Source organism: uncultured Anaerococcus sp. (assembly GCF_963510915.1).
Lineage (GTDB): Bacteria > Bacillota > Clostridia > Tissierellales > Peptoniphilaceae > Anaerococcus.
In genome coordinates, this window is record NZ_CAUPHG010000013.1 from 1 (window position 1) to 25,771 (window position 25,771).

At 36.2% G+C, this 25,771-nt stretch carries 10 protein-coding genes; all 10 read right to left on the bottom strand.

What is annotated here, in order from left to right:
- Positions 1–402: 402 nt before the first annotated feature.
- The gene (locus RQ893_RS02210) at positions 403–690 is read right to left on the bottom strand and encodes a GIY-YIG nuclease family protein (protein WP_311481418.1); all 288 of its coding nucleotides are present in this window, start codon (positions 688–690) and stop codon (positions 403–405) included.
- Positions 691–971: 281 nt separating this feature from the next.
- Positions 972–16,724, bottom strand: coding sequence for a SpaA isopeptide-forming pilin-related protein (locus tag RQ893_RS02215; RefSeq protein WP_311481419.1), 15,753 nt, complete (start codon positions 16,722–16,724; stop codon positions 972–974).
- A 504-nt stretch (positions 16,725–17,228) separates the two neighbouring features.
- Positions 17,229–19,349, bottom strand: a complete 2,121-nt coding sequence (locus RQ893_RS02220; RefSeq protein ID WP_311481420.1) for a hypothetical protein — start codon at positions 19,347–19,349, stop codon at positions 17,229–17,231.
- Positions 19,350–19,450: 101 nt separating this feature from the next.
- Positions 19,451–20,146 carry a DNA alkylation repair protein gene (locus RQ893_RS02225; RefSeq protein ID WP_311481421.1) on the bottom strand — a complete coding sequence of 232 codons (696 nt, stop codon included), beginning with the start codon at positions 20,144–20,146 and terminating at the stop codon, positions 19,451–19,453.
- Positions 20,133–20,909, bottom strand: a complete 777-nt coding sequence (locus tag RQ893_RS02230; protein WP_311481422.1) for a hypothetical protein — start codon at positions 20,907–20,909, stop codon at positions 20,133–20,135. The genes RQ893_RS02225 and RQ893_RS02230 overlap by 14 nt, the downstream gene beginning before the upstream one ends.
- Positions 20,910–22,070: 1,161 nt before the next feature.
- Entirely contained in the window at positions 22,071–22,937 is an 867-nt protein-coding gene (locus RQ893_RS02235) for an undecaprenyl-diphosphate phosphatase (protein ID WP_311481423.1), read from the bottom strand.
- A complete protein-coding gene (locus RQ893_RS02240; protein ID WP_311481424.1) occupies positions 22,934–23,746 on the bottom strand; it encodes an ATP-binding protein in 813 nt (270 codons plus the stop codon). The genes RQ893_RS02235 and RQ893_RS02240 overlap by 4 nt, the downstream gene beginning before the upstream one ends.
- Entirely contained in the window at positions 23,743–24,534 is a 792-nt protein-coding gene (locus RQ893_RS02245; RefSeq protein ID WP_311481425.1) for an MBL fold metallo-hydrolase, read from the bottom strand. Before RQ893_RS02245 ends, RQ893_RS02240 begins: the two co-directional genes overlap by 4 nt.
- Positions 24,527–25,342 carry a Cof-type HAD-IIB family hydrolase gene (locus RQ893_RS02250; protein WP_311481426.1) on the bottom strand — a complete coding sequence of 272 codons (816 nt, stop codon included), beginning with the start codon at positions 25,340–25,342 and terminating at the stop codon, positions 24,527–24,529. The genes RQ893_RS02245 and RQ893_RS02250 overlap by 8 nt, the downstream gene beginning before the upstream one ends.
- Before the next feature lie 112 nt (positions 25,343–25,454).
- Complete coding sequence (locus tag RQ893_RS02255; RefSeq protein WP_311481427.1) at positions 25,455–25,664, bottom strand: DUF5808 domain-containing protein; 210 nt, start codon at positions 25,662–25,664, stop codon at positions 25,455–25,457.
- Between the last annotated feature and the right edge of the window lie 107 nt (positions 25,665–25,771).

Sequence of the window (25,771 nt, forward strand, 5' to 3'; positions counted from 1 at the left end):
TCATTCTGAGGAACGCAGTGACGAAGAATCTTGTGAATGCAGGATCTCTTCGTTTGAGATATCTCGCCTTTGTGGGATTCTTCGCTATCGCTCAGAATGACTCTTGGGTAGTTACTTCGTTTGAGATGTCCCGAGTTTGTGAGATTCTTCGCTACGCTCAGAATGACACTGTTGTTTCCCCCACTGTCATTCTGAGGAACGCAGTGACGAAGAATCTTGTGAATGCAGGATCTCTTCGTTTTAGATGTCCCGCCTTTGTGGGATTCTTCGCTATCGCTCAGAATGACACTTTAGTGTTTTCTTCGTTTTAGATGTCCCGAGTTTATGGGATTCTTCGCTATCGCTCAGAATGACACGAGGGGTGCTCAGAATGACACTTGGATACTCAGTGTTACACTTTTTTTAGATTGACCAATCAGCTGAGAGGTCTTTCCATTCGGGATTCATTTTGTTTATGAGGTCTAGTTTCTTTTGTCTTACATAACCTTTGATTTGTTTTTCCCTTCTGATTGCTCCTTCTGCTGATTGTCCTTCCTCAAAGTAAACAAGTTTTTTTATATTATATCTATAAGTAAAACTCTTCTTGTCGGTATTATGTCTATATTCATACATTCGCCTTTCTAGGTTGTTTGTTATGCCTGTATATATGACGCGATTGTATTTATTGGTTATTATATAAACGTAATACATTTTTTCCTCTTTTCTTACTTTGCGGTTTTTGCTTCGTTTTAGATGTCCCGCCTTTGTGAGATTCTTCGCTTCCGCTCAGAATGACGGATTGATGTCATCCTATACACCTACGTTGTCATTCTGAGGAACGAAGTGACGAAGAATCCTTTGAATGTGGGATCTCTTCGTTTATTCTGGTCCCGCATTTGTGGGATTCTTCGCTTCCGCTCAGAATGACATTTGGGTGCTCAGAATGACACTAGCTCGTCACGGTGGGTGGGTGTCCTTGTTTATTAGTATTGTCATACCGCTTGCCTCTTTCTATGGTATATATAGGCGGCGGCTATCATTACTAATAGTCCTCCGATTGTGTAACCTATCCAAGCATTTGTACTAAAGGCCTTTGGTAGTTCCACCTTATAGTTTTCTATTTCCATTAGGTTGTTTGTTGTTGTATCCGTAGGTGGTGTTACATAGTCGCCTTTTATTTCTGGTTTTTCTGTCAAGTCAACCTTGCAAGTCACTTCATCAATCATTTTACCGAAGGCATTATTGTAAACATCTACTTTTAAATCTCCTTGTTTTGCACTAGGGTCATTAAGTTTTCCAACTATATCAACAACTATGGCTTTCTCTGTTACCAAATTGCTTCCGTCTGGATTTGGCCTTGTATAGTTGTTAGAACCATACATTTCTTTTAGTTGATATTTTAATGGATTTGCTTCTGTTTTATAGTCACTTGTAGAAACATCCCTGAATTCTGATGAAGTAAGATTCTTAATAGATTTGTCCTTATCAAGAACAGCTACTTTAATAAGTCTATAGTCATCATCTACATTCCAGCCATCTACATAAAGTCTTAAATGAGTATCATATTCGTCAAAAGTCAAACTACTGTGGTTTGGATTTATAACAATTCTTTGTGTAAAGGTGTTGTTTATCTTATCCACACTTATAGTTTCACTTGTTAGCATATTTTGAGGACCTTTTGCCAAGTTAGATTCTTTCGGTTTTACATAGTCTTTGTCAAAGACTTTGATTTCGCCTTTTTCTAACTTAAATTCTTTAATCCAGCCTGGGATTTTTGTATATCCATTAGGTGCCTTTTTTTCTTTTAGGGCATAGAATCCATCGTCATATACATAGAAGTCTAGCTCACCATCTTTACCTGATGTAAAGAATTGTACTTCAGTAAAGCCCTTAGGTAGTGCTTCGCCAGCTTTTAGAACTCGCCTTTCTTTTACTACTCCTTCTGTTTCTTTTTCATAAAGTTTAATGTTTTTATTAGAGTAGTCGGCTGTGTTGTCTGCCTTATCCTTGTAGTACACTTCAAATTCTGCACCTTGAAGACCTATTTTTCTGTCTACTCCGTCAACTTTCTTGAACTTAATTAAGTGTCCCTTCTTGTTGACGATTTCTATCGGCACAATACCAGGTTCTTCTACTTCTACAGTTTTTGTAACTCCGTTTTCTTTGACGATTTCGCCCTGCTTATTTATAACAGGAACTTTTCTGTAGATTTTTCCGTCCTTATCAACTCTGAACTCTACTAAAGGTCCGCTGATTTCATCATATCCATCAGGCGCCTTTGCTTCTTCAATTCTGTATTCTCCTGGATCTATGTTTCTAAATTCAAGTAAACCTGATGCATCAGATATTGCTTGATCGCCTGTTGCATCCCAAACTGTGTCGCCATTGGAGTTTGTTGTTTTCTTTTTAATAATAAATTGTGCACCTGCAAGGGCAAGGTCGTTTTGGTTTACTTTCTTAAGCTTGATAACATTGTCTGGGTTTACTGCTGAGATTACGAATTCAGCCTTTGAAAGCCCTTCGTTCTTAAATCCGTAGACCTTATCCCACCTGTTTACACTAACAGATCCTCCGTCTGAGTAAACTGCTTTAAGCTCGCCGGCTCCTCCGTAGGCTGTTTTGTCTTTTCCTGCTACGGTACCAGTAACCTTGATAATATAAGAATCGTCCTTTCCTATACCACCAGTAAATTTCAAGTCTTCTTTTTCATTAACTCTCAAAAGAGTTCTTGATCTCATAACTCTTGAGATTTCTAAGTTTTTACTTTTTTCATCTACTCCAAAGGACTCAGGCATATCTTTTGCTATATTTGTATTAGAATTGTCCTTTAGCTTTATATATCTAATTTCAAGGTCTTTTACATCTTGATTTGGATAATAGTAGAAGTTGCATCCTGTGTTAGATGTCTTGTTCCTATTTATATAGTAGTAGTGAACAAAATCGCCTGTGTTCGGATCATAACTTACTATCTTTGAAGTGATGTTTAAGTTATTTCCATATAGGGTTCGACTTTGAATTCCAAGGTCATAAGTTAACTTAATGTCCTTGTATTTACTTGTATCACCATTTGTGCCTATGCCGACTTTAATATTATTTTGAGATGTCTTTACCTCATTAAGGTCTATAAAGGCTATCAACTTGCTGGTAAAGTCAACCATGGTGTAAGTCTTTGCATAGTCTGTAAAGACATATCTTATATACTTAGTGTTAGTATTAGTGTCTTTATAATATGTTGCCTTTGCTATTGTTCCAACGCCATCAGCAAATAGGTCAAGACTTTCTGTACTGTCTACAAAGATACCGTTTAATGAAATATTGTTGCTTAATTTTAAGTCGAAATAATCGCCTGGTTTTATCTTTGTATTTTCAGCAAGTTTAAATTTGTTACTAAACTCTAAACTTTGACCGGTGTGTGGTCTTATAACTGTATTGCCTTCATTTTTATACTTTTCAGCATCTTTCGGATCAGGTCTTAGAACTTTTAATTCTGATGACTCAACGCTAATCTTACTTGTCAAATTATCCCCTGTTGCTTCTATATCTCCTGCATAAGGGTCAAGGTCTTTACCACCTACTGTGAAGTGCCATACTTGGTTAGTGTTGATATGACCCTTAGGTGATGTTACTTCCTCTAAGGTGTAGTGACCTATTGTTAAATTATCAATTTCTGCAATACCTTCTTCATTTACAGTTCCTGTTTGGTAACTTCCTGTTTTTGTGTTAGTTGCTTTAAATACAGCGCCCGGTTTTAAATCTCCATTAGCTTTTATTAGATTACCAGCTTGGTCGATTTTTCTTATCTTTACGCCACCCTTGCCAGGTTTTTTATTGACAATCTTACCCATGTTCTTGGCAGTAGCGCTGGTTACATAGTCTACTAACTTTCCTTTTTCCGGAATATATTGGTAAACTCCATTTGCCTTGTCATACTCTAAAGATATATAACCATTTGCCTTAGGAACGATTTGAATTTCACTTACCTTGTAAGTGTATCCATATTCGCCTGCCTTATTCTTCTCGAAACCTATAGTAAGGTCTTTTAATTTTACCTTTTTATTAGTAACAGGATTTACTATATCTGTAGTTGCAATATCAATGTTAGATGCTTCTGAAATCTTAATAGTCTTTCCAGTTTCAGGGACAAGCATATCAAGGTCTTTAAACTTATAACCTTTTTTCTCACCCGGGAAAATAAAATCTACAGCATCTATGTCCACGTTTCTACCTGTCTTCGGATTTGCTAATTGTCCTGAAGTTATACTTACAGTTTCTATTGTAAAGTATAGGAGTGGTCCTTTTATAGGGGCATATCCTTCTGGTGCTTTAACTTCTATTAGTCTGTAACGTCCTGGACCAAGTCCTCTAAAGCCGAAGAAACCATTGAAGGCTGATGCAACATAGGACTTATCTACATCATCCCAAGTTGTACCTCTTGCTTTTTCAAGCTTGAATACTGCACCTTCAAGCCTTCTCTTTGTTACTTCTTCACCATCTATTTTTTCATTAGGGTCATCTTGACCGTGCTTTGAGAAGGTTACATTATAAGTTTCTTCATCATTTACAATCCTCATTCCCTCTTGTGGTATGTGTTTAATTGCATCTGATGAATAAAGACTTTTAATGCTTACTTTTGTTATAGCTGTGTCAATTTTACCTTTATCAAGTGCAGGGAATATACGACCGCCCTTCTTGCCTAGAGCTTGATCATATTTTTCGCCTTCTATCTGTCCCTTCAATCCAAGGTTTATATTACCTTGTTGGTAGGATCCGTGATATACATCTTCCCATTTAATTCCACCATTGCCATCCTTGTTGGCTTGTTGGAATTTTCTCTCTCCCTCGTAGAAGTCGACTTTAAGTTTAATTTCGCCATTCTTTTTTTCGATAATATTGTCATCATAGAAGCCTTCCACATCTATATAGTAGACTCCTCTTTTTAGGTTGAGTTGGTCTTCGTCAAAGCCCCAGTCAAAAGGTCTCCACCTTGCAGTGTTAATCATAGTGACATTTGGCTTTAATAGGTCATAATATTTTAAAATTTCGTCCAACTCAGTTTCTGAATAATTTTCCTTTGCATCAGAAATCTTATAGGTTGACCTATAGGCTGTCTTAACACCAGGTGTTAATGTTCTCGGTAATTGTCCCGCAGTATCACGTTCTTCTCTCTTGTCTACAGGATTGATTTGAACGTTTACTACGTCTGAACTTGCACCTCTGGTGTCTATAAAAATTCTTTGGATATAAGTCTTTGATTGAGGACTGATGTAAATCATCCTTGACTTATACTTAATACCGCTCTTATTAGTTAATGTTGTACTGTTTGCATCTTGTGAACCCGCGTTATTTATGAAGTTAGATGGCGTGTCATCAGGACCATTGTATCTAGCCTTTAGCTGACCATTTTCTTCATAAACTTCAATCTTCCAAGGCGCTTTTGGAGTCTTATAACCAAGTGGTGCTTGTGTTTCATCAAGTTGGTAATAACCCTTAGGTAAAACTACATTTTCTCCATTCTTCTTAAATATTACATTACCTTTTTCATCAGAAAGGGCTGTAATAATTCCGAAGTTTTCTTCAAATTCTTTATAGCTGCTATCTTTAGCTTTTTTAAGAGTGAAAACTCCACCTTGGAGTGGTTGGTTCCTATTGTTTCTCTTTAGTATCTTTAGTTCAATACCTATTTGTTTATTAGGTATTCCTGCAAAACCATCTGGAGGTATTTCTTCTCCTACCTCTTTAAAGCTTGCTTTAACACTTACTCCAGATGTAGGCATTTTAAATTTATTGCCCTTTAAGTCTACTGTTGTCCCGTCATCTTTTGTTACTGTTAAGGAATCTAAAGCATAACCCTTGTCCGGCTTAGTGGTTAGATAAATTTCATCTCCGGCATTTGCCTTTGAGAAGTTTGCGCTAAGAGTTCCGTGTTCCGGTGATGAAAGTTTAACTTCATAAGCCCCTGCATTTGTTCCAACCCAATCAAATTTTCCGTTAACTGAAACATCGGCTTTAGGCATTATGAAGTATAGACCTTGTTCATCAGATTCTATAGGTACATTAACTCCACCTTGAGCTGTTGTTACCTTGTAGCTATTAACCTTGTATCCCGGTTTAGGTAGGACTGTAAGTCTTATCTTTTCTCCAGCTTTAGCTTCACTTGGCTCAAATTCAAATGTTCCTCCACTAATTCCAGTACCTAAAGTTACTAAATAAGTTCCTTCTGGTGGTTTGTAATCTTCATAAGTTACTTTTATATACACCGCATGGGCAGGCATTGTAAATGTACCGGTCTTTCCATTAAATACTAATGTATTCAATGGAACGCTGCTGCCAGGTTTTGTAATTTTAACTGTTTTAACCTTGTAGTCTGTATTAGGTTTAACTGTAAACCTAACCTCTTGTCCAGCTTTTGCTTGTCGACTTTGAGGGTCATCTACACTTATCCAACCCTTGGTATTATCTCCATCTATATTTATGGCATAAGTTTGTTGGCTAATTGGGTTAAAGGTTGCTCTTACCTTAACGGCATTAGGTGGCATCTTAAATTTATACTCGCCATTTTGTGGAAGTATTACTTGATTATTTAGAGTAACCTGACCAACTTCATAGCCTTGTTGAGGAGTAACATTAATTTTAATTTCTTCTCCTTCAACTGCCTTTGTCTTGTTGCCATCGATTGTAACATTACCGCCTGGTGTTTGTTCTACAGTGATGTCATATGGTGTTTTATCCTTAAGTTTGAAAGTTGCCTTTAGGAAAACATCGCTATTTGGCATTGTGAAAGTGTTATTAGAAGTATCTACTTGTGATAATTTGTTTCCGTTTCTATCTTGGACTTCAATATTATCAATTGTATAACCTTCTTCAGGAGTTACAGTTACTGTCACTGTAGTTCCGCTTTCAGCTGAAGTCGGTGCAGAAATTGAGCCGTGTTCCGTGTTAGGAACAATACCTATACTATGGCTTGTCTGTTGAGGTGTATCTTTCTTAATGCTGACATTATAAGTTGTAGTCTTTTCTTGGTAGGTTATTGTCAAGGTTTGATTTGTTGCTTCTCGGGAAGAATTAAATCCTGTAACCATGTCTGAAGTTACATTTACTGTTTCTGTGTTTCCATCTGACTTTGATACTTCTATAGTCAGATTAGTTACATCAAGAGCTTCTCCAACTTTGTAATCTGTCTTATGGTTTGTGCTGTTAACCCTTATGCCTGTAACTATTATATCTTTCCAAGTTGCTTTGACATTTGTGTTTGCGTTAACAGTGATAGCCTCGCCTACATTGTAGTAGCTTCCATCTACTTCCCATTTGTCAAACTCTTGTCCGGCTGGTGCTGTGAAAGTACACTTTGGCAATGTGTAAGATTTGCCTTTTTCTACAGTTTGTACTGCCATGCTGCCGCTTCCACCATTCGGTAAGAATGTAACTGTTGCAGTTTTTGTAGGTCTATCTACCCATATAGCTGATAATGTCCAGTCATAGTTAGCTGTAATTGTTGTGCCAGGTGAATAAGCCCCTCCATTTATATTCCAAGCATAGAATATCTTGCCTGAAGGCGGTGTGAAACCATTTTGTGGAATAGTATAAGCTGAATTCCAAGGTACCGCTTCTTTTTTCATAGTTCCGCTTCCACCATTTGGTTCAAAGCTTATTAGGGCATAATTTGGATCCCTTACAAAGTCCGCATACACATCAGCTCTAAAGTTACCCATTGTGATAACTACTTTCCCATTTTCGACAGCTCGTGTGTAATCTGATCCAGGTCCATTTATATAAAGTCGTTGTAATTTATAACCAGGATCCGGTGTTACGGTTAACATGAATCCTTCTCCTGCACGTGCTTTATCTTTGTCACTGGTAACTTTACCGTTTTTCATGTTAGGATCTATGATTATATCGTTTAGTTGGGACTCCATTTGTTTGAATGTAGCATTAACATATACATCCATATCAGGCATTGTAAATGTCTTCGGATTGCCGCCGGACACACTTATAGGATTTCCTTTTCTGTCAGTTACGGTTAAAGTATCAAGTTCATATCCTGTGCTAGGTCTTATTGTCAAGGTAACCTGTTTGCCCTTTTCTTCATAAGGAACAATTTCTAATCTTCCACCTTGTGAAGTACTTGTAGTTATTAGATGCTTGTAGTTGATGTCTGATTCATTAATATAGGAGTCTTTAATCCAATCTTTATCTCCGCTATAAGAACCATAAATATAGTCTAATCCAATTCCCACTCCCTTGCTTGGGTCATAGGATGTTTCTATTTCAATATAGTAAGGTCCGCTATACCTATCTTTTACTCTTTCTAAAAAAGCTCTTATTCTATCAGGTTTATCCTTGCCTTTATCAGGCCCTTCTGCAATTTTTCCGGAACCAGGTATATTGCCAGGACTATTAGTTGATGTTACATCATTCTTATTAAGAGGTCCATCAATAGTAGATCCATTTGCAACCTTAAAAATTCTAAATATTGTCCCGTCATTATATTTTAAACCATATTTTGATCTCTCTGGTTCTCTATAGAATTGAGCATTCGACCTATATAAAAATTCAGCATTTTTTATTAAGAAAACTTGTCTAAATCTCTTTTCAACCTTATTGATTGCAGTAATCTTAGTTTGACTGTAGGAAGCGCTTAGCTTTCCAGCTCTATTTCTTGACCTATTTTCATGGTCTACAATTTCCCAATCGTCTGCTGCTCTTTGTGGTCCTGGTACTATCTCATCAGAGATTTCTAATCCATCTTGTCCAAAGCTATATGGTGCCATGGCAACTTCTCTGATAGAAGCACCATTAGAAATCCTATTATATAGGTCTTGGCTTCCATAAATTGCATTCATTTCTTCCCTTAGAGATTTTTCCTTCTTCTCTACTTCTGATTTGAATACTACAGAGTTTACTTTGGCATTTGATTGTGCATATTTGTCATCATCTAATCCTATTGTAAAGGATTCGTCATCTTGAAGCGATCTTGTTTGAAGAGCTGCTGCTTGTTTTTGACTCTTATCTTCTTTAATATAAGTCTTGCCGTCTTTTCCAACTGTTACTATCCAAGTCTTGTCGACTTTTTTATAACCTGGTGCTGGTGTCTCCTCATTTAGTTTATAAGTTCCTGGTTTTAGCTTTTCAAAAGAAATCATTCCATCTTTTCCAGTTGTCATAATTCTTTCTTCTGAACTACCATCTGGACCAGTTAGCTTAAAGACTGCTCCTTCAATTAATGTGTTAGGTTCGCCTTCTTTATACTTTTTGATTTTAAAGTCATAAGTTTTAAGGTCGTTGGTTACTTCTAATGAGTTATCTGATATATAGGAACCTTGGATACCTGTGGATTGTTCTAGAACTGGGCCTGATTCTTTTATAATATCAGCTCTTTCATAGAAGTCGGACTTCCAATAGATTGTTCCATTTTCAGTCCAGTCCATACCAGTACCAACTCCACCATATTCTTCCTTGTATGGAACTTTAATATCAATAACAAGTGGCTTGTCTGTCTTTGGAAATTCTAGTTTTAATCTTTTCTCATTATAATGCGATTCATCTAAGCTAGCTCTAACATCTCCTGTTATATTTGTCGGATTGTATTCAGCAAGTCTGATGTCTGAGATTTGTCCTGTAACAGCTTTGTCAAGCTTAAATACTTGATAGTCTCTTTCTGCTACTGCATTGTCATTGTACCAATCCATATTAGGGTCGTTAAGTCTTTCTCTGTGGATTGTACCTGAAGTTTTCTCAATAGATTTTGATTCTGGGTTAATTACATATCTTTGAATTACATAAGGTTTTTGACCTTGTCCAGGATTTCTATTGATAGCTACAATTCTTGTACCCATCTTATATGGTGTAGGATAGTTGCCTGTCCAACCTGTACGTCTATTGTCGTATAAACTCCAGCCCTCAAGAGATCTTCCAGCTACATCTACCCAATTTACCTTGTCTTGTTCCAAGATAGAATTTAATTTAGGTTTATTACCAGATTGGTCTCTGTAGTTATAAACTTTTTTATTACCTTTATCATCAATAACAAGAACCCATTTTTTGTCTAATTTTTTGTATCCATCCGGTGCTTCAATTTCTTCTATAATATAGGTTCCTTGTGTAAGATTCTGTTCGAAGTTTACAGTACCGTTTTTGTCAGAAACTTTTGCATCGGTATATTCTTTTTCACCACTATTAACTTGTTTTGTAATTTTAAATTTAGCACCCTTTAGTGGTGTACCATCTCCATCTTTTTTAAATACTTGGAAGTTGGTTCCTACAGGTCTATTTGTTACCGGCAAAGTAATTATTTTATCATTGTTACCTTCATAGATTTGTCCTGAACCTGAAACTGATGTCTCTACAATTTTCACACTTCCATCTCTAAATACAGTGATTTGCCACTCTATATTTGAAGGTGTGTGTTTTTCTGGTGCCTTAGTTTCTTTAAGTGTATATCTTCCTGGTGCAAGGTTATCAAATATAATTTTTCCATTAGAGTCTGATGTTCTATTGATAATTTTCCCATCTGCATCTCTTAAGGCGAAGCTTGCATCTTTAAGTTTTTCTCCAGTTAATTCGTCTGTCTTTATGATTTTAAATTGTCCTGGTTTATACTTCTTATTTATTAAACCAACATCTTCTTTATAGCTACTTGGTATTTCTGCTCCTACCTGGTCTACTTTTGCTTGGTTGAAGTTAGCACTTGTGATAAAAGCCGACCTTTGATAATTAGGTTTACCATTGTCCATATAGAAGGCTCTCGATAAGTTTACAAAGTCTTTTAAATTTGTAACTTTAAATGTTTGCTCAACTAGATAACCTTCTCTGTATCTACCTACCCTCGGCATTGCTACAGTTAATGGGCTCTTTTCGTAGATACCTCCTGTTGACGTTATTTGACTTGGATCATATTTCAGATAAACACCATTAGTAGAGTTTGTAATAGAACTTTTAGGATTTATAGGTGTGTGGTTTACCAAATAATAATTATTTGGATCTTGCTCTGGTCTCACCCCAAAGGATAGGGGCATGTTCTCATTTATAATTGTTCCATTAATATTCCTTATATTTGGCTCTGTACGATATACTTTTACATCTATTAAATCGAACGCCGGTTTAACTCCCACACCTTCTTGGAAGGCAATAGAATAGCTTGAGTTGTATCTTGTTGACATCCAATTAAATGCTAGTGTCCTACCGTCGCCTGTATAGTTGGCTTCAGGGTTGTAATAAGCTATAGCTGTTATATACCAGTCATTGCCTTGCTTATAAATATCTCTAAAATAATAGGCTTGTGTCGGTCTAGTTTGTCTATCATAGGTATCGTAGTAGGCTGTTATTTTTTGGTTATCTATTTTCGGAGTTCCTGTGATACCAGTCATACCAGGTCCAACTTCGATTGTAAAGTAATAATCTCCTGAGTTTTTCGCATAGAACTTGGATGGTATTATGCCTTTTATTTCAAGACTTGCTATAACAGGTGCGTTCGGTGCATTGTTGTTAAATACATAGGTCAATAGATTTGTCTTGTAATCAAAGTAAGGTTCTGCTATATCTTCACCTTTATTGCCCTTAATTTTAGGAAACTCGCTTGAATATTGAGTAAAGTCGAGGTTTTTATCAAACTGAATTTCAAATATTTGACCAGGCTTTGCTTCGCTGAAGGATATATCTGCGTGGTACATTAAAGATTCAAATCTGTAAGCCTCCCATACTCCCTTTTGAGTACCCCAACTGCTTGCCTTATCTTCATCAATTTCAAATCTCTGACTTACATTTGTAATTGGTGATTTTAAAGTTTTTTGATCTTGTAAGGTCTTTTGAATATCGTATTCTTCACCAATTATAGGATCCCCAGATCCTGTAAGATACTTAGGATTGTATGTTACTTCTCCCTTTTCATTGACTGTTACTTCAAAATATACCTTGGATTTTTCATGACCATTAGGTGCTTGAGTTTCTTCTAAAATATATGTGCCTGTTGGATAATCCCCGAAGTTAGCCTTACCAGAATCATCAGTAATCTTAGTTGCGATTGGGTTTCCATCTTTATCTTTTAAGGTGAATTCTGCCCCAGCAAGTACATTTCTCTTTTTAGTTTTCTTTTCACCTACGGTCACATCTTTGATTTCGTCGCCAAATTTTGTTATTTCAATTGGACTCTTTTTGAATTCCTCGTTGGTTATGGTAATAGTTGGTAGGTCTTGTTGGCCTATATTACTGCTTAGGGTTTCATCTGTCCTGATTTTTGAGTTGCTTGCTGTATCCTTATCTGTTAGCCAATCATAGGATACTGTTTTAGTATCTGTGTTACTTCCTACATTTGCTTTTACTCTTACCAAGAATCCCCAATAATCTTTAAATCTTTCTTTTGGGAAGGTAATTTGATAACCAGTTTTTTTTGTATATGGGTCTGGCTTTGTTAGAGGTTTTCCTTCTATTAAATTAGTGTTTTTTCTATTTAGTACGCTAATTCCAAGGTTTTGTACCATATTATCTACATTTTGATCTTCCATTGCCTTTCTTATATATGGTCTTTGTCCTTGGTTTACATCAAACACAGCTACATCGCTAATGTTTACACCTGGTATGTCTATGTTTAATCTAGTCTTTCTATCAGTATTACCACCACGTTGTTGGTCAAGTGCCTTTAGATAGATATAAAATTCTAAGTTTCCATTTTTATAAAGCTTGCCATAGTGCATAACATTCATGTAGTCAGGATATTTTGGGTCTGATATCGTCTCAGTTTTACCAATACCTTGTGTAATGGTTGCATTGTTTCCACTTAAACTTATTTTGCCATCCTTAGTTATGGTTATAGCCTTGTTTTGTTGATCTATCTTGTATCCATTTGGTGCTTTTGTTTCAATAAGTTGATAATTATCTGGAACTATATTTGTAAAAGTTGCCTCTCCACTTGCATCTGTAGTTACTTCAATATCTGCTTTCCATAACTTGAACCTTGCACCTGCCAATCCCTTACCAGTCTTAATATCGACTTTCTTAACTTTAAATGTAACAGGATTTTGTTCTTCTGCTGTTATTAAAGTGTTCCTTATTAGTTGATCATTGTAATCAGGTCTATAGTAGTTGGCATTTTCTACATACTTATAATTTGTTCCATTAATATTTACTGTTCCTGAAGGTAAGGTTTGTTCTATCTTGTAATCTATATTTTTTGCATTGCCATTACCAACAATATCCCAATATCTTACATTTGGAATGGTAACTAATCTTTCAGTTTTTCCTTCGGCGAGAGTTTCTTCTTCAAGGTCTACTGAACCTAAGGTTGTATTAGGATTATTTGTTGCTACTGCCTTTATCGTTTGCTTAGGCATTTTACGGTGTTTTTGTTCTACAGGCAAGTTCCAAATTTGAGTTACATATAGATCTCTATACTTAGAAATTGAAACTCCATTTAAAATGTAGTCCTGTTTCGTATCCGGGTTTTGTAAAGCTGTTTCAAATTCATAAACCGCAATTGTGCCAGGGTCTTGTTTTGCTTCAGGTTTTGTTCCTTCAGCTGGAATGTTTCCATTAAGGTCAGTTACGCCTTGTTTTTTTACCATTTTTCCATTTGCATCTAGGCCATAAACTGCCATTTGTGATTTGTTAGGGGTTTGGTTTTCGCTAAACTCTCTATTTGCTAATGGTAGCTTGCCGTCGTCGCCTGTTGATACTCCATCTGTTACAGTCCATCTTGCTGTATCTGCCTTTGCAAATTCTCCAAGGATTGTAGTCCTGTTATTCATGCCTACTCTTGTTGGAGTTGCTTGTCCAATGGCGTTTTGGTTGTAGGCGTCTTCAACTGTAAATCTCTTTGCTCCGACTTTAACATTGCCAGCTTTATCTGTTTTCTTTGTAAGTATTACAGAAAAGTCCATCATGTAGGCTGCTTGTTTATTTTGGACAGGCGTGTAGAGATTATATGTTATTTCTTTCATTCCTTGTTTTGCTTCATGATGTTTCGAGTCAACTATTCCAAAGGCATCAGGAAGTTGGCCTGTTAGACCAAGATTGCTCTTATCTTCAATTTTTCCAAGACCAGATCCCTTTACTGTTGTAAAGTTTGCCTTATAACCAAGACCTTGTAAATCATTATTTGATAGAACTTTAATAGTCCAATTATATCCTGCCAATTGTCCATTTTCTATTACAGGTCTAGCCCAACCGTCTACATCTACCTTATAGTCTTCTATTGTTCCTGGGTCTATTATTTTTTCTACATCATTTCTACCAGGTTCAATAATTTGATTTGTTACAATACCATACTTATTTACCTTAGTAGGTATTAGGTCCTTAGGTGCTTTAACGCCTAGGCCTGATACTTTGTTTACAACTGTAAATGTTCCGTCAGAATCTAAAGTAATTTTATCCGGATTGTAATCTACAGGTATATCTAAAGGCACTTTAATGTCTTTGTTTATATTCTGTTTTAATTTATAAGTAATTACATTGTTAGCAAATGTAGGTTGTTCAGTTATATCAGATCCATTGTATTGGATTGGTTTTAAGGTAGATATATCTTTTACCGTAAGTTTTTCATCTAAATGAATATTAAAATATTGGTAATCTTGTATTGATCCAGCAATTGTTGAAGTATCAAAACGAGTGATAATATGAAATTTTTTGCCATCTAGGTTAAGCTCATTAGGCCCTGCTCCCACTGGTTGTGAAACATTTTCAGCACCAATGTCAATGAACATATTTGGCCTAAAGTTTTCGTCCCTGTCTTTTACTATAAGGGCTCTTATAGCTTTGCCGTTGTCGTCCATGAGTTTGGCTTGGTCGGCTTTTGAGAGTTTGTATTTTTTCTCAAAGCTATCTAATAGATTTTGGATTTCTTCTAGGCCTTTTGACTCATCTGCTAGGGCAGTCTTTAATTCCTTGTCTGCTTTTTGGAGGTCTGTTTGTCCTAATAAGGATTTTAGGCCTTCAACAAGTCCTGCTTCTTTTTTGTCTTCCTTTTTTGCTTCTTCTTTTAGCTTGTCAAGATTAGCATCAAAGACTTTGATGGCTGATTCTTTTTCTTTCTTATCTTCGGAAGGCTTTTCTGATTGTTTTTCTGTTTGTGGTTTGCTTTCTGACTTTTCTACTAAATGCTTATACTTAGTCTGATTTTCTTTTTTGTCTTGTGGCTTTTCTTGAGTTTCCTTGTCGTCTGCCTTTATTTGGCTTTCTTTCTTTTCTGGATAGGCATAGGTGATTATTTCATCAAAGTTTAAATTAGCTGCCTTGTTTTTTTGTTTATTAAGTCCAGATAGGATTGCTTCTAGGTAAAATCTTAGGTCAGATTTTTCAATTTTGTTGTTGACTGCTAGGGCTTTTGTGAAGTCCTTTAGGTCTTGGTCAGTAATCTTGCCTTGGTTGTAAGAATCAAGATCTTGAGCAAGGCTTTCTATAAGAGATTCTTGATTGCCTATTAGTTTGCCTTCTGATTTTAATTTTGCTATTAGGCTATCTTTGTTTAGAATAATAGCTGAAATTGTTTCTTTTTGAGGATTTATTTTTTCCTCTACTGGGATTTCATTTCCATTAGCATCTGTTACGACGATTTGTGCGTCAGAAGTTTTTTCTTCTTTTTTGTCTTCAGTCGATTTGTTTTCTTCTGAATTTTTATCATCTACTTTGATTTCTGTAGATGGTTTCTTCTCCTCTGCTGGTTTTTCTGTTGGAGTTTCCTCTACCGTAAGAGGGTCTTCTTGGTCATCAGAATTTTTCTCTTCATTTCCTTCTATATATATAGGGTTTTTTAGCACGCCTTTATTTAAGGAATATGATTTGACTTTTGTGTTTTTCTTTGAGACTTTTGTTTTTAGGTTTAATTTGGCTAGGTATCCTGCTGGGATTTCAAATTTAATCTTTTTCGCAAAGTCTATTGTCTGAGAAAATTCCCTTTTGATTTCAAAACCATTTTCAGTTGGCTTATAGTAGTCTAGGAATATTTGTGAGTTTGTTGTTTCTTGGTTTTTGTCAAGATTAAAGTCATAAACAAGCTCTTTATTTTTCTCTTCTTCGTTTACTATGTAGTCTGTCCAGGTGATGGTGTCATAGCTAGCAAATATACCGCCGAGGATGCCTTCTTTTTTGAATTCTCCCTTGGCTGGTGAAGTTTTTTCTTCTTGGCTTACTAGCTTGATAGTTTCTACAGGTTGGTTTTCTACTATGGTTGCACCAGCTTCTGCCTTTAGGCTATAGGTAAATAGCTTGGCTTCTTTGTCGTCTTCTTTTAGACCCAATATCAATTCATAGGTTCTTTGATCTTTTGCCTTGTTCACATCTGCTTTTAGCTTGTAGATTATTTCATCATTTGCCTTTGATGTGATGGTTAGGCTTTGGATTTCTTGTTTAGGGTCAGCTTCTTTTGTATCAACATCTGTGTCTGCTTGTAGGAGTTTTAGGTTATTAATATTTGATGTTGGTAGTTTGGTTAAGGTTAATGAAAGTTTTGCCTTTGTGGCTTGGTCAAGTTTTTCTTTTCTCTTGGCCTTGATGGTGTAGTCTATCTTTGTTAGGCTCTCATCAAGGTTCGATGTGATTTCTAGACTATAATTGCCTAGGTCTTTTACTAGATGACTGTCGTCTGCAGTTTCTATCTTGCTTTTTTCTTCATTGGTTTGAGCAAGACCCATGATAGACGAATTAGCATCATATACTTCTGGTTCTGGTGTATTTGCAAAGGCTGTAGGTGGTATAGACATAGCTAGGGCTATGATGCTTGCAAATATTTTTCTTGTTAGTAGACTAATTTTCCCTTTCATAATGACCTCCTTCCTTTCGATTCTTTTTCGATAATTTCATATAGGATCTTAATCTTTGATTTATTCACTTTCATCCGATATTTTCTCGTTTTCATAATTTTGTCCTTATCTATATAGCAATTCAAATTGTTTTTTATATATTTTGTATAGTTGTTATAAATAAAATACAACAATGGTATTTTTCTTGCTTATTCTTTACTTTATTTTATAACATTTTGACTTTTTTTACAAGAGTTAAAGTGCAGATTCGCTAAAGTTTTGGCTTGTTTTTAGCATCTTATCTTTTTTTAGAATCTATAAGAAGCTGGGCCTTTTTTATAAACTTGTCAATCGCCTTTTTATATATATTGATTTTTACCAAATTTTTAAATATCGCCTATAAATTTGAATCAAATATACAGATATTAAATAAATAATTTCTCATGAATGAATAAATGACTGTCATCCAAAGATTAAGGGTATAAAAAAGGGCTCACACTTTTGTGTTTTGCCCTTCATTTAACTTTATTCATTGTCTATAAGTCTGCTTCTGATATTTAATGTTTGAAGGTATCTTACAAAGATAGGTGTATTTACTTTTGGCTCAGTTTTTGTCTTTCTTATTAGAGATTTACCTGGTTTAACTTCCTTGGCTTTTGGGTTTGCCTTTGGTAATTCTTCTGCCTTAGTATTTTTAAGTGGGATAGGTTTTTCTTCCGCCTTGGTATTTTTGTCTGTTTCGTTTTTATCAGCAGGTGCCATAGGCTTCTTTAGCTTTTCTTCCTTGCTTGGTTGAATATCCTCTGCCTTGGCTTTTTCATTTGCTTTTGGCTTATTTAAGTCTTGGCTAGGATTTTCTTTTGCTTCTGGGTTTTCTGCTTGGTTTTTGGAAGTTTCTATCTCGTTTTTTGTTTCTTTGTCTTCTTTAACATTAATAGGCTTCTCATAAGCTTTTTGGTTATCTTTTTCGCTTATTGTAACTGTTTCAATTTTTTTAACAGCTAGGGCAAGTTTTGCTCTTAGTTTGGTAGAAAAGTCCCTTTCGCTTGGTGTTGGAGAATCCTTTGTAAGGTCAGATATTGTAGTTAGGGGAGTAAGTTTGCCTAGGTTTAGGACAGGTTTTCCTCCGCTATTTCTTGCAAGATGTGGGTCTATGCTATTGTCTGTGTAGATTATTTCGTCTAGTTCGATTAGCTTGTTGCTAGCTTTATCGCTAACAATTTCCGCTTCTTTGACAAGGTCTGCAATCCTCTTATATTCTTCCTTGGCTAATTCTGGGTTTTCTTCTTCAAGCTTGGTCAAGCTATCTAGTTCACTATCTAGGAGGACTTGTTGAATCAATTCCTGGATTTGCCTGTTTTTTTCTCTGATAGCTTGGGTTAGGGTCCTAGCTTTTTCGATTGTTAGATCATCTAATTCGACCACTGACTTTTTCTTTTCTTTTAAGAGTCTGTATAGGTCGTTTTTAACTTGCACTAATTTATTTTCTAAATTGTCGGTTGGTTTTTGATTTGGCTTTTCTTCAGGCAGTCCTAGGAAATTCATGAGTGAATTTTCAGTTTTTTTGCCCAAAGTTTTCTCTTTGTCGTTAATTATGATTTCTTCTTCGCTTATTAAAGGTTTGACATTTTTTGCTCTTAGGTCAAATCTTGCCATAGACCTTGCTGGAATTACAAAATCTTCTGGCTTTGTTATTTCTTTCTTCTTGGCTTCATCTGTGGTTGGGTTGATGAAGCTAAGGGTCAGTTTATAGTCGCTTAGGTCGTTTGTCCCAAGGTCTATATAGTCAGTTAGGTTTTTATCCTGGTCTGTATTATTTAGGATATAGGTCTTAAAAGGCAGTTTCCCAAATGGGTTGGCCTTTTCTATTATTTGATTTTCTTCTATTAGTTTTTCTTCTGAAGGTTTTTCTTCTGAAGGTTTTTCTTCTGTTGGCTTTTCTTTTAGGATAGTAAGCCTACCCTTGTCATCTTTGATAAGGTTGGCATCGATTTTGCCGACAGTCGATTTGCCATCACTCGTTACTATGTAATAGATGGTATAAGTGCCTAGGTCAGGGCTTTCGTCAAGATCAACTTTTGCTCTGATGGTTCTTGTGCCTGTGATTTTTGTCTTTAGCTTAAATCCTCGGATATCGTCATTTAGAATTCTTTCAGGATCCTTAGATAGGTCTTCTCCTTCAAGGATTTTTATCTGGCTATCTTTGAGGGCAAAAACAGATATGGTATATTCTTTTACTGCCTTATCTCCGAGGATATCAAAGGAATAGACAAGGTGTGACTTTTTTTCACCATTTTGGTCATTTACTCGAAGACTTACAGGTTGTGGATTTATTTCAATCTTTTCCTCTGCTTCTGGGAGTTGACCCTGTCTGCTTATGTAGTTAGTATTTATTTTTAAATTAGGCTTATTAGTCCTCACCCTTGTGGTAGTTGGTGTTGGAGTTGAGCTTGAGTTTGAGTTTGGGGTTGGGTTGGTTACTTCCTCGCTGATTTCGCTGTCTTCGATGAATACTTGCTTTTTTGGTTCAACAGTGTCATCAAGTGGAGTTAGGTTAATCTCATCAGCATTAGCATTTAGCGGAATAGCTAGGGCTAAGGCTACGGAAATGATTCCAATTCCGATATTATTTTTTCTGCTTTTCATAACATCCTCCGATTACATATATTTTATCACATTTTCAATTGTTTACAATAGATATTTTAGTTTTATTATATATTTATGACTATTTCTAAATATTTGTTTAGTTATTCTACATATTTGCTTGCTTCTCTAATTGTTAGCCCAGATAAATCGTTAGCCTGGTGATACAAAAAAGACCTAACCCAGGCAGGGTTGGTCTTAGAATATTCTCTTAAAGCCCAACCTATCGCCTTGTCTATAAAAAACTTTTCATCCTTGTCTTTGGCAGGGATTTTTAGATTGGTTTTTATAATTAATTCCAAAAGTTTAGAATTAGTTTTGTCCTTATATTTTCTTTGATGGCCAATAGCTATACGTCTTAGCCAAAAATTTTCGTTTTCAGCAAGGTCTAGGATTTTTCTTTCAAAATCCTTATTTCCATAGCCAAGCCTACCTATAATTGAATCTATATTATCAATAGTATCCCACCAAGGACGAATTTCTGCTAAGGAAATTAGGTTTTCAAAATCATCTATGGTCAAAAGGTGGCTTTGGCTCTTTAATAAATCAAGACCAAAATAGTTGATTTCCCTGTATTTATGGCTGAAAAGTTCTGTCAAAAGTTGCCAGTCGATTATGGAAGATGCCTTGGCTTTCTTTATAAAGGGCTTGGATAAATCATGCCTCAAAGGTGCAGCGATACCGTAAAAATCAAATTTATTTCTCATGTAGGATGCCATAGCTATGGCTCTTTCAGGATTAGCTTGGGATTTTAAAGTCCTTTCTAGGTCTTTTATGGTAAACATTTTAGAAATTTTCAAGCCTAATATAGCCGGTTGGCCCGTAAATCGCCCAATTTGTTGACCTAAGCAAGTCAGCACCAAAGACAACTTGGATATCTTTGTTAGCCAAATCTTTTTCAATCTGGCTTAGACCGAGAGACACTTCTTTGTTGTCATTTGTGAAGGTAAAACGGCTGAGATTGGTGACATCATCTATTGATTCGCCAAGCATGGATAGGGTTTCTTTTACTTCTGTATTAGAATCCACAGCTTCTTTGGCAAGGACTGGTGAAATAATTGTTAGGGGTCTTGATGTGTCTATGGCAGCTTTTATAATTCTTCCATTAAAGCCTATATTTATAATAGGTTGGTTGGTTTTTTGTTTGTTTACCTCCATGAAGTCAGATATTTGGACTTCAAAACGACCTTCTTTTGGATTTGCCCTCCATGCAAATTGAGAAATCACATTCCAACCTAGGACCATGTCGCAATCGTTAGTATTGCCAAAGGGGTCAGCTCCTAGATCAAAGGCTGTATCTTTGGCAACAAGGACTGGCACCTTGGATAATTTAAGACCGCCTATTAGTAAGTCTCCAAGAATGGCTCTCTTATATGTTTTTTTATCATCTATGTAGTCTGTATCTAATAATTTTATATCAAGGTCTTTAGCGATAGATTCCTTGACCATGGTATTACCCCTAGTATTAAACATAGCGATGAGGGTTTTGCTATTAGAAGCAAGGCCTAGGTATATAAAGTTTAAAAATGTAGTATCAGCTACTGGAACTAAAGAAAAATCCATAATAACTCCTTTTTTCTTTTTATATTTATAATATTATACCATAATCTATGAAGGTGTCTTATCCGAGATAAGTTATCTTTTTTTCGTTAATCCGAGATTAGCTGTATCAGATAGATTTTCTCAGTCATTGACATAACTGCTCCGTTCAAAGGGGAGGCCCGAGGGGTTTTTTCACTAGGTGAGACTATTAATCCAGGATTATCATCTTATAATTTTAATTTAATTTTGCTTTAATATTATAAAATATCATTCTACTTACAGTTGAATCTTCGTTCTAAGGGGGAAACCCTATGGAACGTTTCGCACGTTCCCTCATCTGTTTCCCCCTTAAACCCCTTTTCCGTTACACCCTCCGGGCGACCGAAAACTCATTTGCTCCGCAAACTCCTCCGTGCTCCCGCACTATGTTTTCGGCATAAAAGCCCCAAATCAAGGGGCTTTTATGTCCTCTCGGGGGATATGGAGTTTGCCTACGGCAAACGTGTTGGTATAGCGGAGCCACTGTTTGAGAATACTATTATCCTAACTTTTTAAAATCCCAAGACCCCTAAAAATTGCGATCTAGTCTGACTTGTGTCTTAATTTTGAAATTCGTTCACAGTAGTTACATAGTCTTTATTCACAAGTGACTGTCAGTGCAATTTTCTAAACGGAGTCTTGGGATTTTAAAATTCTTGGTCTTTAGATTTTAAACTCTTCGTATAAGAATAACCCCAATCCTGCAATGTTTGGCGAAGCCAAACGAGCCTAGCAAATCTAAAACTTCGAGAATATTCTCTCCTTTATCGGGTATGATTTTTAATCTAGGGTTGCGTTAAGAAAACTGATTGTTTGAGCGTAGCAAGTTATCAGTTTTTAGCAACCCGCAGATTAAAGAATCTGTGGGAATGACAGTTTTCATATACAAGGTCATTCCCTCTACACAAAAAAGCTTGCGATAGCAAGCTACTTTATTCGCACTCCGCAGGAGCCGTCTGGGGGTGTAAGGAAAGGGAGGGTTCGGGAGGGAAGCGATGAGGGACCATACGGAAGGTCCCTTAGCGTCCCTCCCGATTACGGAGCAGCCACGTAACTGGCTGATATTATTTAGACGATAAAAATAAAATTTAAAATAAAAAATAATAAGATTGTTTCGTCTCGGACGAAAAAGCAATAGTATTCTTAATGAATTATAAAATATAAAAATACTATTAGCGCAAGGATTATCCTGTAGATTCCAAATGGAATAAAGTCGTGTTTTTTGACGTAGGCTAGGAATTTTTTGATTACTATGAAGGCTACTATGAAGGATAGGACCATGCCTATTAGGATTAAGAACCATTGGTTTCCTGAAAAGCCTCCTAAATTTTTTACTAATTTCAAAAGGGTTGCTCCTAGCATGGTTGGGATGGCTAGGAAGAAGGAGAATTCTGCCGCGGCAGGTCTACTTAGGCCTAGGACCATGGCGCCTATGATGGTGGCGGCTGATCTTGATGTGCCTGGAACCATGGCTAGGCATTGAAAAAATCCTACCAACAAAACTGTAGTGTATGGGACATCTGCTAGGGATTCGTATTTGATATTTTTATTTTTCTTTTCAATGAAAATTATAATTAGACCCCAGACAAAGAGCATGGCAGCAACTGTCATTGGGTTAAATAAGTAAGCGTCTATTAGGTCATCAAATAAAAGCCCCAGAACCATGGCTGGAAGAACGCCTACGATGACTTTTAGCCACAAGCTTATGGTTTTTTTGTCTGGATGGCTTAGGATAAAATACGCCTTTGATTGGACGTTTAATTCGTCGTAGTTTTTTGGAAGCCTAATCTTGGATTTAGTCCAAGGATTTAGCTTTTCAAAATAAAGGACAACTACAGAAAGAATAGCTCCTAACTGGATAATTACGTTAAAGGCATTGGAAAAGCCTTCTGGCTCAAGTTTTACAAATTGGTTTACAAGTATCAAATGCCCTGTGGATGAAACAGGCAAAAATTCTGTAACTCCTTCTACGATTGATAAAATTAGGACTTTGATTAGGTCGATTATCATATAAATTCCTCCATAAATGAGTGTTTTTCACCTTTTACCTGGTAGGCTAGGACCATGTCACAGTTGACATTTTCCGAGCTTCTTAGGATTGACATTTCAACATTTGGATTTTCTTTTTTGAGGTCTGCTATAAGGTCTTTGACCTTTTTTCTGGTGTGGGATTCACTTGATTTAGTAACTGTGCAGGCACAATCTAAGGCTCTTAGTTGTGCAAAGTTTCTCCACCTTATTATGTCTTCTTCCCTGAGATAATATAGGGGTCTTATAAGAAGCATATCATCAAAGTTTTGGGCGGTGAGTTTTGGCTTCATGGTCTTGTAGTTTCCTGCATAAAGTACATTAATCATGATGGTTTCTATTACGTCATTTAGGTGGTGGCCTAAGGCTAATTTGTTACAACCAAGCTCTTTCGCCTTGGCATAAAGAAAGCCCCTCCTCATCCTCGCACAAAGATAGCAAGGATTGCCCCCATCTGCCAAGGTTTCTGATATGTCAAAAACTTTTGAGTCGTAGATTTTGGCTGGGATCCCAAGATAAGCTAGGTTTTCTTTTAGCAATTTTAGGTTTTCCTCGTCGTAGCCCGGGTTCATAGATAGGTATTCCACATCAAAATTGACTGGCGAATGTTTGTGGAGTTCTTCTATGAGTTTGGCGAGAATTAGCGAATCCTTGCCACCAGAAATGGCCACGCCTACCTTATCACCTTCTTCTATTAAATTAAATTCCTTGACGGCCTTTATGAAGGGAGACCAAAGTTCTTTCCTATATTTTTTGATTAAAGATTTTTCGATTTCTTTTATGTCTGTCATAATATTACTTTCCTTGATGGTTCATATCTTTTGGATACTTCAAGTTTAATATCCTTATCTGTGTCAAGACCCAGACTTTTTAGGTAGGTTTCAACTGTGATTTTGGATAATTCTTCGGTGTTGTTTGTTGTTGACAAGTGGGATAAAAAAACACTTTCTCCCCTGCCTTCTAGGGCATCTCCTAGGATTTCTGCTGCCTGATCATTTGATAAATGACCCATATTACCCATGACCCTGAGTTTCAAATTGTAGGGATAAGGTCCTATTTTTAGGGCCTCAAGGTCGTGGTTGGCCTCTAGATAATAGATGTCAGAACCCTTTATATGGTAGGCAATCTTATCGTCAATCATCCCTGTATCTGTTAGGAGGGTGATTTTTTTGTTGGCAAGATAAAGAATAAAACCTACCGGTTCATTAGCATCATGGTAGGTTGAAATCGGATAAATATCCATAGATTTGAAATTTAAAAACTCGTTGGACTTAAATTCTCCTATGAGTTCTTCTTTGAAATTCTTTGTCTTTGGTAGGATAGCCTTCCAAGTACCCCTGTTTGCGTATAGTGGAATTTTAAATCTCTTGGCAAGAACTGCCGCACCCTTGGCATGGTCGGCGTGTTCGTGGGTTAGAAAAATCCCATCAAGCCTAGTCGCAGATTCGCCAATATCTTCTAGGAGCCTTTCGATTTGCCTACCGGAAAAACCAGCATCAACCAATATTTTTGTCCCATCATGGTCTATAAAGACTGAATTGCCAGAAGAACCTGAAGATAAAACTACAAATTTAGTCATTGAAGTAGTCTTTCAAAAATTCTGCTATGGCTGGTGAGTTATTATCTCCAATTACAAAATCGGCGGCTTGTTTGGTTTGCTCTACGGCATTACCCATGGCAACTCCGACTCCTACAGCCTTTAAGCATTTTATGTCATTGACTCCGTCACCAAAATACATAACTTGGTCTAATTTCAAATTCAGCATATTTACTAAATCCAAAAGAGTCTCAGACTTGCCTGCGTCTTTATTTAAGATTTCTATGATATTTCTATCATTTCTCATATATTTATAAGAATTATTAAAGTCTTCTTTGTGTCTTTTTTCAAATTCATCAAGAATTTCTATATCACTTTCAAAACAAACTCTTGCCAAATCATCATTGATATCCTTAATAGTCTCATATCTTAGCCAAGGCATCCTCATCCTAGTCTTGTCATTAAGAAAATGTTGATTTGGATTCTTCGCCTTGTTATAGAGGATATCTCTAGTATGAATTGTCACATCAATCCTGTCATCATCAAGTTTTGATGCAATCTTATTGACATCTGCTTCTGTCAAGACCTTTTTAATAAGGGCTTTGCCGGTGGCATTTTGCCTAACAAAGGCACCTGTGCAGGTGATTGAATAATCGTCAAAGTCCATAAGACCGAGCTCTTCTCTTATCCAATAAAATCCATTGAAGGTCCTGCCAGTGCAAAGGACAATTTCCTTTCCTCTTTGTTTTAAATCAATAATTATATCTTTAGTTGCATCTAAAAGCCTATCATCCTTGTTGACAATAGTCCCATCTATATCAAACGCTATTAATTTTATATCTTTTCTCATCATTATCGCTTTCTTTTTCTTCTCTCAAACTCCTATTATTTTACTAGAATATAGGCTTTTATTCAATTTATAGAAATTAGAAAAACCAGGTCGTTTTGACCTGGTTGAAATCTTATTTATAGATAAACAAGGAAACTAAGGAAAATAAAATTATCAGAGCTGTGAGAATCATAATTACTTTACCTGCTGTTCTTCCTATATTTATTGTATAGCCAACTCCCACTCTTTTTGGCACAAAAAGGGCAGGATCATCGGGGTTGTTATAAAATCCAGCTCCTAAAATCCAATACTTGTCGTCTTCCTCAAAGGAAAAATCTTCCATCTTATCAAGCCTTGAACCGTCAGTGCCTACCTTTATTCCAAGTTAAATCACAACACCGATTGACAATATGATTGTAAGACCAGTTAGGATATACAAAGGAAGGCTGT